Consider the following 13923-nt stretch of genomic DNA (forward strand, 5'->3'; position numbering starts at 1 on the left):
AAGCGGGTTGGATACCGGTTCACGTGAAGAAAACGCGTCAAAACAGGAAATTGGCGCCCGGTTCTGTCGAATCAGAGCCGAACAGGTGCCGCGCCCTGCTGCGGCAGCGCTTGAGTTGGCGGCCTGCCGCCTTTACGGTCGGCCGCCAGCCCGGCCATTTCCGGGAAAATCCCAAGAGACTCAACGATAAGCAGGGGAAGCCCGGAAAGCCGTGCGCACGATCTATAAAATCACTCCCGCCTCGGCCTGGCGCGAGGCCGAACGGCAGGGCGTCTACCGGGGTAGTAGCGACGATCTGCGCGACGGCTTCATTCATTTCTCGACCGCCGCCCAGGTCGCCGAGACGGCGCGAAAGCATTATTTCGGCCAGACCGGCCTGTTCCTGATCGCGGTCGACGCGGACGCGCTCGGCGATGCCTTGCGCTGGGAGCCCTCGCGCAACGACGAACTGTTCCCGCATCTCTATGGCGAGCTCGATCTCGGCGCGGTGACCGCCATCCTCGACATGCGCGCGCGGTCCGACGGCACTCACGACATTCCGGAGCTTATCCCGTGATCCGCGCCTTCGACGCCTTTTCGCTGCCGCTGCTGCGCTGGTTCGATCCGGAGGACGCGCATCGCATGGCGATCCAGGGCCTGCGGCTGCTGCCGCCGGTCAAGCCGCGCGCCGACGACCACAAGCTGGCGGTGCGCGCGTTCGGCCTGAATTTCCCCAATCCGATCGGCATGGCCGCGGGCTTCGACAAGAGCGCGGAGGTGCCTGACGCGCTGTTGCGGCTCGGTTTCGGCTTTGTCGAGATCGGCACGGTGACGCCGAAGCCGCAGGGCGGCAATCCGCGGCCGCGGCTGTTTCGCCTCGAGCGCGATGAAGCCGTGATCAACCGCATGGGCTTCAACAATGACGGCGCCGAGGCCGTGCTGCGCCGGCTTGCGGCACGTGCCCACCATGGCGGCATCGTCGGTGTCAATGTCGGGGCCAACAAGGATTCGTCCGACCGTGTCGCCGACTACGTCAAGCTGATCGAGACGTTCGCGCCGGTCGCGAGCTATTTCACCGTCAACGTCTCCTCGCCGAATACGCCGGGCCTGCGCAACCTGCAGCAATCCGCGGCGCTCGACGACCTGCTTGCCAAGGTGATCGATGCCAGGGAGCGGGTGCGCAAGAATGCCGGCGATTCGCCGGTGCTGCTCAAGATCGCGCCGGATCTGACTCTGACTGAACTCGACGACGTCGTGCACATCGCGCGCTCGCGCGGTGTCGACGGCATGATCGTCGCCAACACCACGCTGGCGCGTCCGGCGACGTTGCGCGAACAGGCCCGCGCCAAAGAGCAGGGCGGATTGTCGGGGCGGCCGTTGTTCCGGCTGTCGACGCGCATGGTGGCCGAGACCTATGTCCGCACCGAAGGCGCGTTTCCATTGATCGGCGTCGGCGGCATCGATTCCGGCGGCGCCGCGCTGACGAAAATCCGCGCCGGCGCCAGCCTGATCCAGCTCTATTCGTCGCTGGTCTACAAAGGCCTCGGCCTGGTCGACGCCATCAAGAACGATCTGGCCTCGACCTTGCTGCGCACGGGGCGCGACTCGCTGTCGGAGATCGTCGGCGCCGATGCCGCGACGATCACCGCCGAGGACTGGCCGGTGAAGTAGCCGTTCGCGCGCACGCGCCTTTTAAGTTACCTCGCCCCGCCTATCCGAACGACTTCCTCAACAGCACCGGATACCTCAACGCCTGCAATCCGCCGCGGGCGGCGTAGTGCACCAGGAAGGCGCCCCACAGCCCGGCATTGCCGAACGATCGCAGCGAAAACCACGCGCCGAGGAAGATCAATAGCGACAGCAGCATCAGGTTGCGCATGTCGCGCGCCCAGGTGGCGCCGATATAGATGCCGTCATAGGCAAAGGCGAACACGCCGAGCAGCGGCGCGAAGATCACGAACCAAAGATAGTCGCGCGCGATGCGTCGCACGTCCGCGCTCGCCGTCATGATGTCGATCAGTGCCGGCCCGAACAGCAGGAAACAGGCGGCGACGGCGAGCGCGAAGCCGAAGCCCCAGATGACAACGAGCTTCACCGCCCCGGCAAAAGCATTCTTGTCGCGCGCGCCATAGGCCCGGCCGCAGAGCTGTTCGGCGGCGTTGGCGAGGCCGTCGAGGAAGAAGCCGCTGATCATCAGGAAATTGTTCAACACCGCATTGGCCGCGAGCGTCGCGTCCCCGGCGCGGGCTCCCTGCGCGGTGAAGAACAGGAAGGCTGTGATCAGCGCCGCGGTACGGATCAGGATGTCGCGGTTGACCGAGAGCATCCGCACCAGCTTGGTGCGGTCGAACAGCGTCGCACGCGAAATGGCCGATTGCCCACGTGCAAGATGCTGCGCGACCAAAATGCCGAGCAGGAGGCCGGTTGTTTCAGCGATGACGGCTGCGATCGCAGCGCCGGCGATGCCGAGGTCGAATACCAGCACCAGCAGCACCGTCGCGACCATGTTGGTCACGTTGATCGCGACCTGTGTCGTCAGCGCCAGCGTGGCGCGCGCCTGTCCGATCAGCCAGCCGAGCACCACGTAATTGGCGAGCGCCAGAGGCGCCGACCAGATCCGGATGGCGAAATAGGTTTTGGCAGCGCGTGTCACGCTCTCGCTGCCGCCCATCGCGCCGAACAGGATCGCTGCAAGCGGGATCTGCAACGCAATCAGGGCCGCGCCAACCAGCGATGCGACAATCAAGCCGCGCACCAGGATCGCGCGCAGTTCCTGCGTCTCGCCGGCGCCCAGGGACTGCGCCGTAAAGGCGACCGTGCTCATGCGCAGGAACCCGAACAGCCAGAACATGCAGTCGAACAGCACGGAGGCCATCGCCACGCCGCCGAGCATCGCTGCATCGCCGAGCCGGCCGATCGCCGTGGTCGAGACGATGCCGATCAGCGGCGTGGTCAGGTTCGCGACCATCGCGGGACCCGCGATGGCAAACACCTGCGCCGTTGTGACCCTGGATGGAGTTACGGGCGAATGCATGCCTAGAGCTCGACGGCCATGCCGTCATGGGCGGCCGTGTAGAGCAGTTCGCCCAGCCGGGCGAGCATGTCCTCGCTCATATGCGTCAGCACCAGCCGTTTGGCATTGATCTCAGGAAGGTGCGCTTCCAGCGTCTTCAGGCTGAGATGGTTTTTGACGATCTTGTCGTAGTAATAGGCCTCGGCAATGAACAGGTCCGCGCCGCGCGCCGCCGGGATCAGCGCATCGGTCCATTCGGTGTCGGCGCTGTAGGTGATGACGCGGCCCTCGGCCTCGATGCGATAGGCGAGGAACGGCCCGCCGGATTCGCCGTGGACCACCGGATACGGTGTCACCTTGACCTCGCCAACAGTCCGGCTCTGCTCCGGTTCGAGCGCGACGACTGAGAGATCGAAGCGCTGCCTTGTCTTCGAGGAATGCTCGAACAGCGCTTCCATCAGGTTGGCGAGCTTGGTCTCGATGCCCTGCGGGCCTGCGATAACGAGCGGCCGGGAACGGCGTGTGAACTGCGCGTCCAGCAGCAGGAACGGCAAGCCGCCAAAATGGTCGCCGTGAAAATGCGTGATCAGGATCAGGTCGATGGCGTCGCGCGCGATGCCGAGACGCTTCAGCGCCGGCAGCGACGACGCACCGCAATCGATCAGGAAATTGACGCGCCCGCCCGTGACGTGGAAGCAGGTGTTGAACCTGCCGCCGGAACCGAGCGCGTCGCCGCAGCCGACAAATCGCAATTGCATCGGCTGCTGCCTTACGAGCTCGATTTATCGCCCGCGCGGGGCGCCGAACAGCCGCGACAGCAGCCAGATCGGGATCACGATGACCGCTCCGAGCAGGAAGTAGCGCCACAGCCAGTTGACGGCGTCGAAGCCGAGATCCCACAGCCGCCGGAACAGGGTCTGGATGCTGTGCAGGATATTCCAGGGATCGAAGCCGATGGCGGCGAGCACCACGCCGACCAGGATCGATAGCAGAATCAGCCGGAACGCTACCGCCAGCGGCGAGCCGCCGAGGAAGCGGTAGAGGCCGTCATTGCTGGCCGGCAGGTCTCTGACGTCGTTCGGCATCGGTTTCTCCCGCGGAAGGTCTCGCAACAGTATAGAGCACGGCGGGGCACATGGGGAACCCGCTCGTATCCGTCAATGGCCGCCATGCGCCGTCGGAATGTTAATTTGCCGTCACGTCTTTGAGCATCCGCTCCAGCGTCTCCAGCCGATCGGCCTCGCGCGGCGGCTTGTCCCAGCGCAGCCGGCTGATGCGCGGAAACCGCATCGCGACGCCGGATTTGTGCCGCGGCGAGCGCTGCAGGCCCTCGAAGGCGACTTCCAGCACCAGGCCCTGGTCCGGCTCGTGCACGACATGACGGACCGGGCCGAATTTTTCCGTGGTGTTGCGGCGGACGAAACGGTCGATCTGCAGGAGTTCCTCGTCGGTGAAGCCGAAATAGGCTTTTCCGACCGGCACCAGCTGCTCGCCATCCTCGCCCGAGGTCCAGACGCCGAAGGTGTAGTCCGAATAATAGGAGGAGCGCTTGCCGTGGCCACGTTGCGCGTACATCAGCACGGCATCGATGATATGCGGATCGTGCTTCCACTTCCACCACTGGCCCTTGGGGCGGCCCGGCAGGTAGGGCGCGTCGCGCCGTTTCAGCATCACGCCCTCGACCGCGTCGGCATCCTCGCCGGCGCCGGCGCTGGCGGGATCGGCGCGGGCAGCCATCAGCGTCTCCCAGCTATCGAAGGCAATGGTCGGCGACAGATCGATGCGCGGGTCGTCGAGCTTCTTGATGAATTTCTCAAGGTGCGCGCGGCGCTCGTCGAACGGCAGTTCGCGCAGATCGTTTTCGTCGTCGCCGAGCAGGTCGTAGGCGCGCAGATGAATGGGAAAATCCTTCATCAGCTTCGGCGAGACGATTTTTCTGTTCAGCCGCTGCTGCAGCACATTGAACGTCTGCACGCGCCCCTCGCGCAGCACCAGCAGCTCGCCATCGATGGCGCCGGGCAGATGCAGCGACGGCAGAAGGTCGGGAAAGCTTTTGGTAATGTCCTCGCCGGTGCGCGAATAGAGCCGCGCCTGCATGTAGCCGCGTTCGTCACGGCCCGAGACCGCCTGCACGCGAATGCCGTCCCATTTCCATTCCGCGATGAAATCGGCGGGATCGAGATTGGCAAAGTCCGAATCCTCGATCGCATGCGCCAGCATCACCGGGCGGAACGGCGCGGGATCGCGATTGACCGGTTTTTCGCCGCGGCCTTCCAGCCAGGCGAAGAGGTCGAGATAGGGCGGCGACAGCCCTGGCCAGATCAGTTCGATCTCGTGCGGATCCTTGTCACCAAGCGCGGCAGCGGCGGTCTTGGCCAGCCGCGCCGAAATCCCGATCCGCATCGCGCCGGTGACGAGTTTTAAAAGCGCCCAGCGGCCGGTCTCGTCGAGCTCGTCGAGCCAGCATGCGAGCTGTTTTGGCAGCTCGGTCTTGCCGAGCGTGCGCAGCGTGGTCACGACGTCGGAGAGGGTGGGGGGAGGCGGGTTGTTGTGGCCGGGCGGCGGGGCCTTCGGCCACATCAGCGCGACCGTTTCGGATAAGTCGCCGACGTAATCATACGACAATCCGAACAGCACCGGATCGGTGCGATCGGCGATCAGATCGCGGATCAGTCCGGGCTTGGCGTGCTTGAACGACAGCGCGCCGGTCAGTGCCGCCAGCGCGTAGCCGCGGTCGGGATCGGGCGTGTCGCGAAAATAGGCCGTGATCAGGCGCAGCTTGTTGTTGCGGCCAGGCTCGTAGGCGAGGCGATCCAGCAGTTCGGCAAAACGGTTCATGCCTCGGCCTCGTCGGCCGCGACCACCTCGTGCTCCTCCTCGTCGCCGTAGCCGACGAGATCGAGCGGCCGTGCGGCAAGCCCGCGCGCTTGGCACCAATGCACCAGCGCGTCTTCCTGCCCATGGGTGACCCAGATCTCGCCGGCGCCGGTGGCCGCAATGGTCGCGGTCAGCCCGTCCCAATCGGCGTGGTCTGAGATCACCAGCGGCAGTTCGACGCCGCGCTGGCGGGCGCGCGCCCGCACGCGCATCCAGCCCGAGGCGAATGCCGTGACGGGATCGGGAAAACGCCGCGTCCAGATGTCAGACGTGGCCGACGGCGGCGCCAGCGTGATGGTGCCGGCGAGATCGGCTTTCTTCACGCCCTTCACTGCGCACAGCTCGCCGAGGGCTATGCCACGGCTCTCATAATAGCGCGTGATCGTCTCCATCGCGCCATGCAGATAGATCGGCGCGTCGTAGCCCTGCTCGCGCAGCAGCGCGATCACGCGCTGTGCCTTGCCGAGCGAATAGGCGCCGACCAGATGCGCGCGTTCCGGAAACAGCGCGACCGACGCCAGCAGCTTCTTCACCTCATCCGCCGCATCGCCGTGACGAAACACCGGCAGGCCAAACGTCGCCTCGGTGATGAAGACGTCGCAGGGCACGACTTCAAATGGCGTGCAGGTCGGGTCGATGGCGTCCTTGTAGTCGCCCGAGGCGACGATACAGGTGTCCTTGCAGGTCACCGCGATCTGTGCTGAGCCGAGTACGTGGCCCGCGGGATGGAATTTGATCTTGACGTCGCCCAGTCGGATTTCTTCGCCATAACGAATGGCCTGCGTGCTGCGGGCGAAATTGTCGCCATAGCGCAGCCGCATCATGTCGAGCGTTTCCTGCCTGGCGAGCACCGCGCCATGGCCGGGCCGGGCATGGTCGGAATGGCCGTGGGTAATCACGGCGCGCTCGACCGGGCGGACCGGGTCGATGTGGAAGCCGCCCGGCTTGCAGCACAGGCCGGCGGCAACGGGCATCAGGATGTCCTGCGGACGCATGCCTCCTATATAGGCGGTCTGCTTGCGATGTTTAGCCGTGCGATGTTTGGTCGTCATGCGCGGGCTTGACCCGCGGATCCATCTTTTGAAGAGTCTCCTTTTATGATGGGATTGCCGGGTCGTCCCCGACCGAGGTCGGGACAGGCGCCCGGCAATGAAGAAATTTTGGTTCCTGAAATGCCTGCCCGCCTTTTTCTGTCTTCCGGCGATCTGATGGCCGACCAACGGTTCGAATTCGCCCGCGATCTGCAATTGAAGGGCGATCTGCCCGCCGCCGCCGATCTGCTGATGCAGGCGATCGAACTGGCGCCGGATTTCACGTCCGCGTGGTTCACGCTCGGCAATATCCGCGAAGAACTCGGCGAGCGCGATGCGGCTGTCTCCGCGTTTCGCCGGGCGCAGGCCTGCGATCGCGGCGACCGTCACGGCGCCGGCCTGCGGCTGATGCGGCTCGGCGCCGAACCGTTGGCCGGCATGTCGCAGGCCTATGTGCAAACCCTGTTCGATCAATACGCGCCGCGGTTTGAATCCTCGCTGGTGGATGACCTCGGCTATCGCGGCCCGGAGCTGTTGTTCCGCGCGGTGCTGTCGGTGCGAGCGGCGGCGCGCAAGCCGGCGTTTTTCAAGCGCGCCATCGATCTCGGCTGCGGCACCGGGCTGGCGGCATCGGCCTTTGCAAAAGAAGTCGATCATTTCATTGGCGTCGATCTGTCGCCGCGCATGATCGAGCGGTCCCGCGCCACGGGCCTCTACGCCGAGCTTGATGTCGCCGACATGCTGCAGGGTCTGCGGGCGCGGCCGGACGCCAGCGCCGATCTCATTCTCGCCGCGGATGCCATGGTGTACGTCGCCGAACTCGCGCCGGTACTCGCGGAGGCCGCTCGCGTGCTGGCCTCCGGCGGGCTGTTCGCCTTCACCACCGAAACCCATGACGGCGAAGGCGTCGTCATCGGCCAAGGGCTGCGCTACGCCCATGCGGCCGCTTATGTGCGAGCCGTGGTCGAATCCGCCGGCCTCAAATTGTCCCTGCTGGAAGATCGCTCCGCCCGCAACGAGGACAACGCGCCGGTTCCCGGCCTCGTCGCCGTCGCCGCGAAAACTTGAGTCTAGACGCTACGCAATGCCCGAATGGCGGCATTGCGTGCGACATGTCAGCTATTGCCAGTGGCGCCGGAATGGCTGATCAAGACTCCCATAAGGGAGAAGCAACAATGAACAAGAAACAAACCCGGCGCGAATTCGGCGCCACCGCGCTTGCTACCATCCTCGCATCCGCCATGCCCGCGCCATCAGTCTGGGCGGCGGAGAAGAAATACGATCCCGGCGCCAGCGACACCGAAATCAAGCTCGGACAGACCGTGCCGCATTCCGGCCCCGGCTCGCTCTACGGCGTGCTGGGGCGCGTCGGCGAGGCCTATTTTCAGATGCTGAACGAAAAGAGCGGCATCAACGGACGCAAGGTAAAATTTCTCTCCATGGACGACGCCTACAGCGCGCCGAAATGCGTCGAGGCGACGCGGCGGCTGGTCGAGCAGGAGGAAGTCCTGGCGCTGTACGGCTCGCTCGGCACCGCGCCGCAGACCGCCGTGCACAAATATCTCAACTCGAAAGGCGTGCCGCAGCTCCTGCTCAATACCGGCGCGTCGAAATGGAACGATCCGAAGAATTTCAAATGGACGATGGCGGGCCTGCCGCTCTATCCGACCGAAGCGCGCATTCTCGCCAGGCATGTCGTGGCCGTGAAGCCGGACGCCAAGATCGGCATCCTCTACCAGAACGACGATTTTGGCCGCGATTTCCTTGGGCCCTTCAAGAAGGTGCTGGCGGATGCCGGCGGCACCGCCAAGGTGATCATGGAGCAGACCTACGATCTGACCGAGCCGACGATCGATTCGCAGCTCATCAATCTCTCGAAATCCGGCGCCGATGTTTTCTACAATATCTCGACCGGCAAGGCGTCGTCGCAGTCGATCCGCAAGGTCGCCGAGCTCGGCTGGAAGCCGCTGCATCTGCTGTCGGCGGGTTCGACCGGCCGTTCGATTCTCGCCGCCGCGGGCCTTGAGAACTGCGCTGGCATCGTCGCGATCCGCTACGCCAAGGAGGTCGGCGTGCCGCGCTTCGAGAAGGATCCCGACGTGATGGCGTTCGAGGAGCTGCGCAAAAAATACCTGCCCAATGTCGATCCCGACAACACCATCGCCTTTGCCGGTTATGGCCAGGTGGTGGCGATGGCGGAGATTTTGCGCCGTTGCGGCGACGAGCTCACCCGCGCCAACGTTCTGAAGCAGGCCACGACGCTGGCGGGCTTCCATTCGCCCTACATGCTGGACGGCGTCACCTACAGCTACACGCCCGACGACTACACGCCGATGAAGACGCTCTACATCTCCATCTTCAACGGCAAGGACTGGGATATTTCCGACAAGCCGGTGACGGAGTAGGGCGGGGTCGATCTCCCTCTTCCCGCCCTTCGCGGGGCCGAGACGAGCGAAGCTCGCTCTTAGAGGGTCGGGGTGAGGGGCTCTCTCCACGCACTGAGCTCGCGGAGAAAGCTCCTCACCCGGCGCCTAAGCCGTAGCCGAAGCTTCGCTTCGGCGTCTCTTTCTTGAGGAACGGCCGCCCAAGGCGGCCTACGCCTCTCCCCGCGAAGAGCGGGGCGAGGTGACTCCTGAGGCCTCGACGAACCCCCTCCGACGGCTTACCTCTTTGCTGTGCCGTCGCCCGATCCCTTGCCCTTCACGCCGCTTGAAACGGCAGCGCTCTTGCCCGACCGCTTCCGGCGCTGGTTCGCCGCGCGCGGCTGGTTACCGCGTGAGCATCAATTGGCGCTGCTGGCAAAAGCCAGCGACGACCGCTCGGCGCTGCTGATCGCCCCCACCGGCGCCGGCAAGACGCTGGCCGGCTTTCTGCCGACGCTGGTGGAGCTTTCTTCCCCCGCCGCCTCAAAGGGCGGTGGCGAGAAGAGCCTCATCTCCACCGGCCGCGGCGTGAAACGCACTGGCGGCCTCCACACCCTCTACATCTCGCCGCTGAAAGCACTCGCGGTCGATATCGCGCGCAATCTGGAGACGCCGATTGCCGAGATGGCGCTGCCGGTCAAGGTCGAGACCCGCACCGGCGATACGCCGGTGTCGCGGCGGCAGCGGCAGCGGCGCTATCCGCCGGACATCCTGCTCACGACACCTGAGCAACTGGCGCTGCTGCTGTCCTCCGACGACGCACCGTTCCTGTTCTCCTCGCTCAAGCGGATCGTGCTCGACGAACTGCATGCGCTGGTCACTTCCAAGCGCGGCGATCTGCTGTCGCTCGGCCTGGCGCGGCTGTGGCGGCTGGCGCCGGAGATGCGCGCGATCGGGCTGTCCGCGACGGTGGCCGAGCCGGAATCGCTGGCGCGCTTTCTGGTGCCGCAGCGCGACGGCAAGGAAACAGCCGCCGATATCGTCGTGGCCGGCGGCGCGGCGGCGCCCGTCGTCGAGATGCTCGATACCAAAGAGCGCCTGCCGTGGGCCGGACATACCGCGCGCCATGCGCTCGGCGAAATGTACGACCTCATCAAACGGAACAAGACCACGCTGATCTTTGTCAACACCCGCAGCCAGGCCGAAATGCTGTTCCAGGATTTCTGGCGCATGAACGACGACGGCCTTGCGATTGCGCTGCATCATGGCTCGCTCGATGTCGCCCAGCGCCGCAAGGTCGAAGACGCGATGGCGGCCGGAAAACTGCGCGGCGTGGTCTGTACGTCCTCGCTCGACCTCGGTATCGACTGGGGCGACATCGATCTCGTCATCAATGTCGGCGCGCCCAAGGGCGCCTCGCGCCTGATGCAAAGAATCGGCCGCGCCAACCACCGGCTCGATGAGCCGTCGCGCGCGGTGCTGATCCCGGCCAATCGTTTCGAGGTGCTGGAGTGCCGCGTCGCGATCGATGCCATCGCGGAGAATGCGCAGGATACGCCGCCCTTGCGCACCGGCGCGCTCGACGTGCTGGCGCAGCACGTATTGGGTTGCGCCTGCGGGGAGCCGTTTCTGTCCGACGAACTCTACGAGGAAGTGCTGACGGCGGCGCCCTACGCGTCGCTGACGCGAACCGATTTCGACGACGTGGTCGACTTCGTCGCCACCGGCGGCTACGCGCTGAAAACCTACGAACGCTTCGCCCGCATCAAGCAGGACAAGCAGCGGCGCTGGCGCGTCACCAACCCAAGAGTGCGGCAAAGCTATCGCCTCAATGTCGGCACCATCGTCGAGGAGGCCATGCTGAAGGTAAAGCTGGTGCGCGGCCGCGGCGGTGGGGCTGGTGCCACCGGCATGATCGGCCGCGGCGGCCGGATGCTGGGCGAGATCGAGGAATACTTTATCGAGGGGCTGGTCGCCGGCGACACCTTTGTGTTCGGCGGCGAGATCGTGCGCTACGAGGCGCTGGTCGAGGACCAGGTCTATGTCTCCCGCGCCAACGACAAGGACGCGAAAGTGCCGTCCTACATGGGCGGCAAGTTTCCGCTCTCGACCTATCTGGCCGAACGGGTGCGGAAACTGCTGGACGACCGGCGGCAATGGAATGCGCTGCCGGAGCAGGTGCGCGACTGGCTGTCGCTGCAACGAAACTTTTCACTTGTGCCGGCGGTGCGGGAACTGCTGGTCGAAACTTTCCCGCGCGGCAACAAGTATTACTTCGTTTGCTATCCCTTCGAGGGCCGGCTGGCGCATCAGACGCTCGGCATGCTGTTGACGCGGCGGATGGAGCGCGCGCGGGTGCGGCCGCTCGGCTTCGTCGCCAATGAATACGCACTGGCGGTATGGGGCCTCGGCGACATGTCGTTCATGATTCGGCACGGCAAGCTCAATCTCGCCGCCCTGTTTGCGCCCGACATGCTCGGCGACGACCTCGAGGCGTGGCTGGCCGAATCCGCGCTGATGAAGCGCACCTTCCGCAATTGCGCGCTGATCTCCGGCCTGATTCCGCGCCGCTTCACCGGCGAAGAGAAAAGCCGCCGCCAGGTGCTGTTCTCGACCGACCTCGTCTACGACGTCTTGCGCAAGCACCAGGCCGACCACGTGCTGTTACGCGCCGCGCGCGCGGATGCGGCCGCCGGCCTGCTCGATCTCAAGCGTCTGGGTGATATGCTCTCGCGTATTCAGGGGCGAATCACCCATCGGGAACTCGAACATGTTTCGCCGCTCGCCGTGCCGGTCATGCTGGAAATCGGCCGCGAGTCAGTTTATGGCGAAGCAGCGGACGAGTTGCTGGCGGAAGCCGCCGATGAACTCGTCAAAGAGGCGATGGGATAGAACGTGACGGCAGGGGCGCAATCTTCGGGAGACGATCAGCAGATGCGCGCCTCCAAGGTCATGGTTGCCGACGTCACGTTCGTTGCCGACCTCTCCGGCGCGCTGTTCTGGCAGGAGCAGCGCCTGCTCATCGTCTCTGATCTGCATCTGGAAAAAGGTTCCAGCTTCGCCACGCGCGGCGTGCTGCTGCCGCCCTATGACACGGTGGCGACGCTCGGCCGTCTCGCCGCCGTCATCGCGCGGCACGACCCGCGCATGGTGATTGCGCTCGGCGACAGCTTTCATGATCGCGACGCGCATGAGCGGCTGTCGGCGCCAGACCGTGAGGCGCTCTCGGCGATGCAGGCGCGACGCGACTGGATCTGGATCTCTGGCAATCACGATCCGGCGCTTCCGTCCGATCTCGGCGGTGTGGTGGCGAGCGAAGTCGCGATTGGCCCGATTGCATTTCGCCATGAGCCGACGGGGGCGGCGGGTGAAATCGCCGGCCATCTGCATCCCAAGGCGCGCGTCGCCACAAGGGGACGCTCGATGGAGCGGCGATGCTTTGCGAGCGACGGCGAGCGCGCCGTGATGCCCGCGTTCGGCGCCTATACGGGGGGCTTGAGCATCCGTGATCCGGCGTTTGCGAAAATCTTCCCGACGCAGGGTTTGATGGCCCATGTGCTAGGTGACAACCGGCTGCACGCCATCGCCGCGTCACGGTGTTATTAAGCGGCCACACATGATGACCTCATCCTGAGGAGTCGCGTAGCGGCGTCTCGAAGGATGGGCCACGGGCTTCATGGTTCGAGACGCGCTTCGCGCTCCTCACCATGAGGGACGGCCTACGCCGCCTTCGCCTGCACGTTGTTGCAGAATTCCGCGAGGCGCTCGGCGAGCCGCAGCGTCGCGGGGCTCGCCTCGGGCGAGGCCACCAGCGCCACTTCGGTGCGGTCGATCGGTGCGAAGCCATCCTTGGCCGTCAGCACGCGGTGATCAGCCTGGATCGCCATTTCCGAGAGAATGGAGAGGCCCATGCCGGCGGCGACCGCGGCCTGGATGCCGGAGAGGTTGGAAGAGGTATAGGCCATGTGCCAGCTGCGCCCAGCGCTTTCCAGCGCATGGATCGCGCCCGCCCGATACAGGCAGCCCGAGGGAAAGCCGATCAGCGGCACCGAGCCGATGCGGGTATCGCTCGGATGGCTTTTGCTGGTGACCCAATGCACGCGCTCCGGCCACACCGCGATGCCGCCCTTTTCTCCCGCGGCGCGCTTGAACAATGCGAGATCGAGTTCGCCGCGTTCGAGCTCGCGCTTGAGGTTGGCGCTTTGATCGGCGCGAACGTCGAGCCGCAGGCCGGGATGCGAGCGCGAGAATGCCGCCAGCAGTTTCGCCAGGCGATAGGCGGCGAAATCCTCGGGCACACCGAGCCGGACCGCGCCCTCGCTCTCGGGGCGCGCCACCACGTCGCGGGCTTCTTCCGCGAGCGACAATAGCCGCCGCGCATAGGACAGCAGTCGCTCGCCGGCTTCGGTCGGCGTCACATCCTTGCCGTTGCGGTTCAGCAGCGGCTGGCCGACATCGTCTTCCAGCCGCTTGATCTGCTGGCTGACGGTCGACTGCGTTCGATGAACGCGCTCGCCGGCGCGGGTGAAGCCGCCGGCATCGACGACGCTGACGAAACTGCGCAGGAGCTCCAGATCGAGCATGCGAATGCTCCATTTACAAATCCACTGGATATCAGTTTATCATTTAATTTCCAAATAGCAAGGCGCGGGCCTAGATC

At 65.2% G+C, this 13923-nt stretch carries 12 protein-coding genes; 6 read left to right on the forward strand and 6 right to left on the reverse strand.

The window, feature by feature from the left end:
- The first annotated feature begins 211 nt into the window (after nucleotides 1–211).
- Both JQ624_RS29015 and JQ624_RS29020 read left to right on the forward strand, forming a co-directional pair.
- Nucleotides 212–556, forward strand: a complete 345-nt coding sequence (locus JQ624_RS29015; protein ID WP_212422325.1) for a DUF952 domain-containing protein — start codon at nucleotides 212–214, stop codon at nucleotides 554–556.
- Nucleotides 553–1650 (forward strand): quinone-dependent dihydroorotate dehydrogenase, encoded by a 1098-nt coding sequence (locus tag JQ624_RS29020; protein ID WP_212422326.1) that lies wholly within the window; start codon nucleotides 553–555, stop codon nucleotides 1648–1650. The genes JQ624_RS29015 and JQ624_RS29020 overlap by 4 nt, the downstream gene beginning before the upstream one ends.
- A gap of 40 nt (nucleotides 1651–1690) precedes the next feature.
- Here the strand turns inward: JQ624_RS29020 and JQ624_RS29025 are convergent, their stop codons facing one another.
- From JQ624_RS29025 to JQ624_RS29045, 5 genes are all read right to left on the reverse strand, one after another.
- Complete coding sequence (locus tag JQ624_RS29025) at nucleotides 1691–3013, reverse strand: MATE family efflux transporter (RefSeq protein ID WP_212422327.1); 1323 nt, start codon at nucleotides 3011–3013, stop codon at nucleotides 1691–1693.
- 2 nt (nucleotides 3014–3015) lie between these two features.
- Complete coding sequence (locus tag JQ624_RS29030; RefSeq protein WP_212422328.1) at nucleotides 3016–3750, reverse strand: MBL fold metallo-hydrolase; 735 nt, start codon at nucleotides 3748–3750, stop codon at nucleotides 3016–3018.
- 24 nt (nucleotides 3751–3774) lie between these two features.
- Nucleotides 3775–4077, reverse strand: a complete 303-nt coding sequence (locus JQ624_RS29035; RefSeq protein WP_212422329.1) for a DUF6460 domain-containing protein — start codon at nucleotides 4075–4077, stop codon at nucleotides 3775–3777.
- Between the two features lie 100 nt (nucleotides 4078–4177).
- The gene (locus JQ624_RS29040) at nucleotides 4178–5830 is read right to left on the reverse strand and encodes an ATP-dependent DNA ligase (protein WP_212422330.1); all 1653 of its coding nucleotides are present in this window, start codon (nucleotides 5828–5830) and stop codon (nucleotides 4178–4180) included.
- Nucleotides 5827–6864 (reverse strand): ligase-associated DNA damage response exonuclease, encoded by a 1038-nt coding sequence (locus tag JQ624_RS29045; RefSeq protein WP_212422374.1) that lies wholly within the window; start codon nucleotides 6862–6864, stop codon nucleotides 5827–5829. The genes JQ624_RS29040 and JQ624_RS29045 overlap by 4 nt, the downstream gene beginning before the upstream one ends.
- A 177-nt stretch (nucleotides 6865–7041) precedes the next feature.
- Between JQ624_RS29045 and JQ624_RS29050 the strand changes: the two genes are divergently transcribed.
- The 4 genes from JQ624_RS29050 (at nucleotide 7042) to pdeM (ending at nucleotide 12869) form a co-directional block, all read left to right on the forward strand.
- Complete coding sequence (locus tag JQ624_RS29050) at nucleotides 7042–7968, forward strand: class I SAM-dependent methyltransferase (RefSeq protein ID WP_212422331.1); 927 nt, start codon at nucleotides 7042–7044, stop codon at nucleotides 7966–7968.
- Nucleotides 7969–8075: 107 nt separating this feature from the next.
- Nucleotides 8076–9305, forward strand: coding sequence for an ABC transporter substrate-binding protein (locus JQ624_RS29055; protein WP_212422332.1), 1230 nt, complete (start codon nucleotides 8076–8078; stop codon nucleotides 9303–9305).
- A 270-nt stretch (nucleotides 9306–9575) separates the two neighbouring features.
- Complete coding sequence (locus JQ624_RS29060; protein ID WP_312014514.1) at nucleotides 9576–12155, forward strand: ligase-associated DNA damage response DEXH box helicase; 2580 nt, start codon at nucleotides 9576–9578, stop codon at nucleotides 12153–12155.
- A 42-nt stretch (nucleotides 12156–12197) separates the two neighbouring features.
- Complete coding sequence (gene pdeM, locus JQ624_RS29065) at nucleotides 12198–12869, forward strand: ligase-associated DNA damage response endonuclease PdeM (RefSeq protein WP_212422333.1); 672 nt, start codon at nucleotides 12198–12200, stop codon at nucleotides 12867–12869.
- A gap of 113 nt (nucleotides 12870–12982) precedes the next feature.
- Here the strand turns inward: pdeM and JQ624_RS29070 are convergent, their stop codons facing one another.
- Nucleotides 12983–13846: a LysR family transcriptional regulator gene (locus JQ624_RS29070; RefSeq protein WP_212422334.1), complete on the reverse strand. Its 864-nt coding sequence runs from the start codon at nucleotides 13844–13846 to the stop codon at nucleotides 12983–12985.
- Nucleotides 13847–13923 lie beyond the last annotated feature (77 nt).

Source organism: Bradyrhizobium sp. AUGA SZCCT0283, assembly GCF_018130385.1.
GTDB lineage: Bacteria > Pseudomonadota > Alphaproteobacteria > Rhizobiales > Xanthobacteraceae > Bradyrhizobium.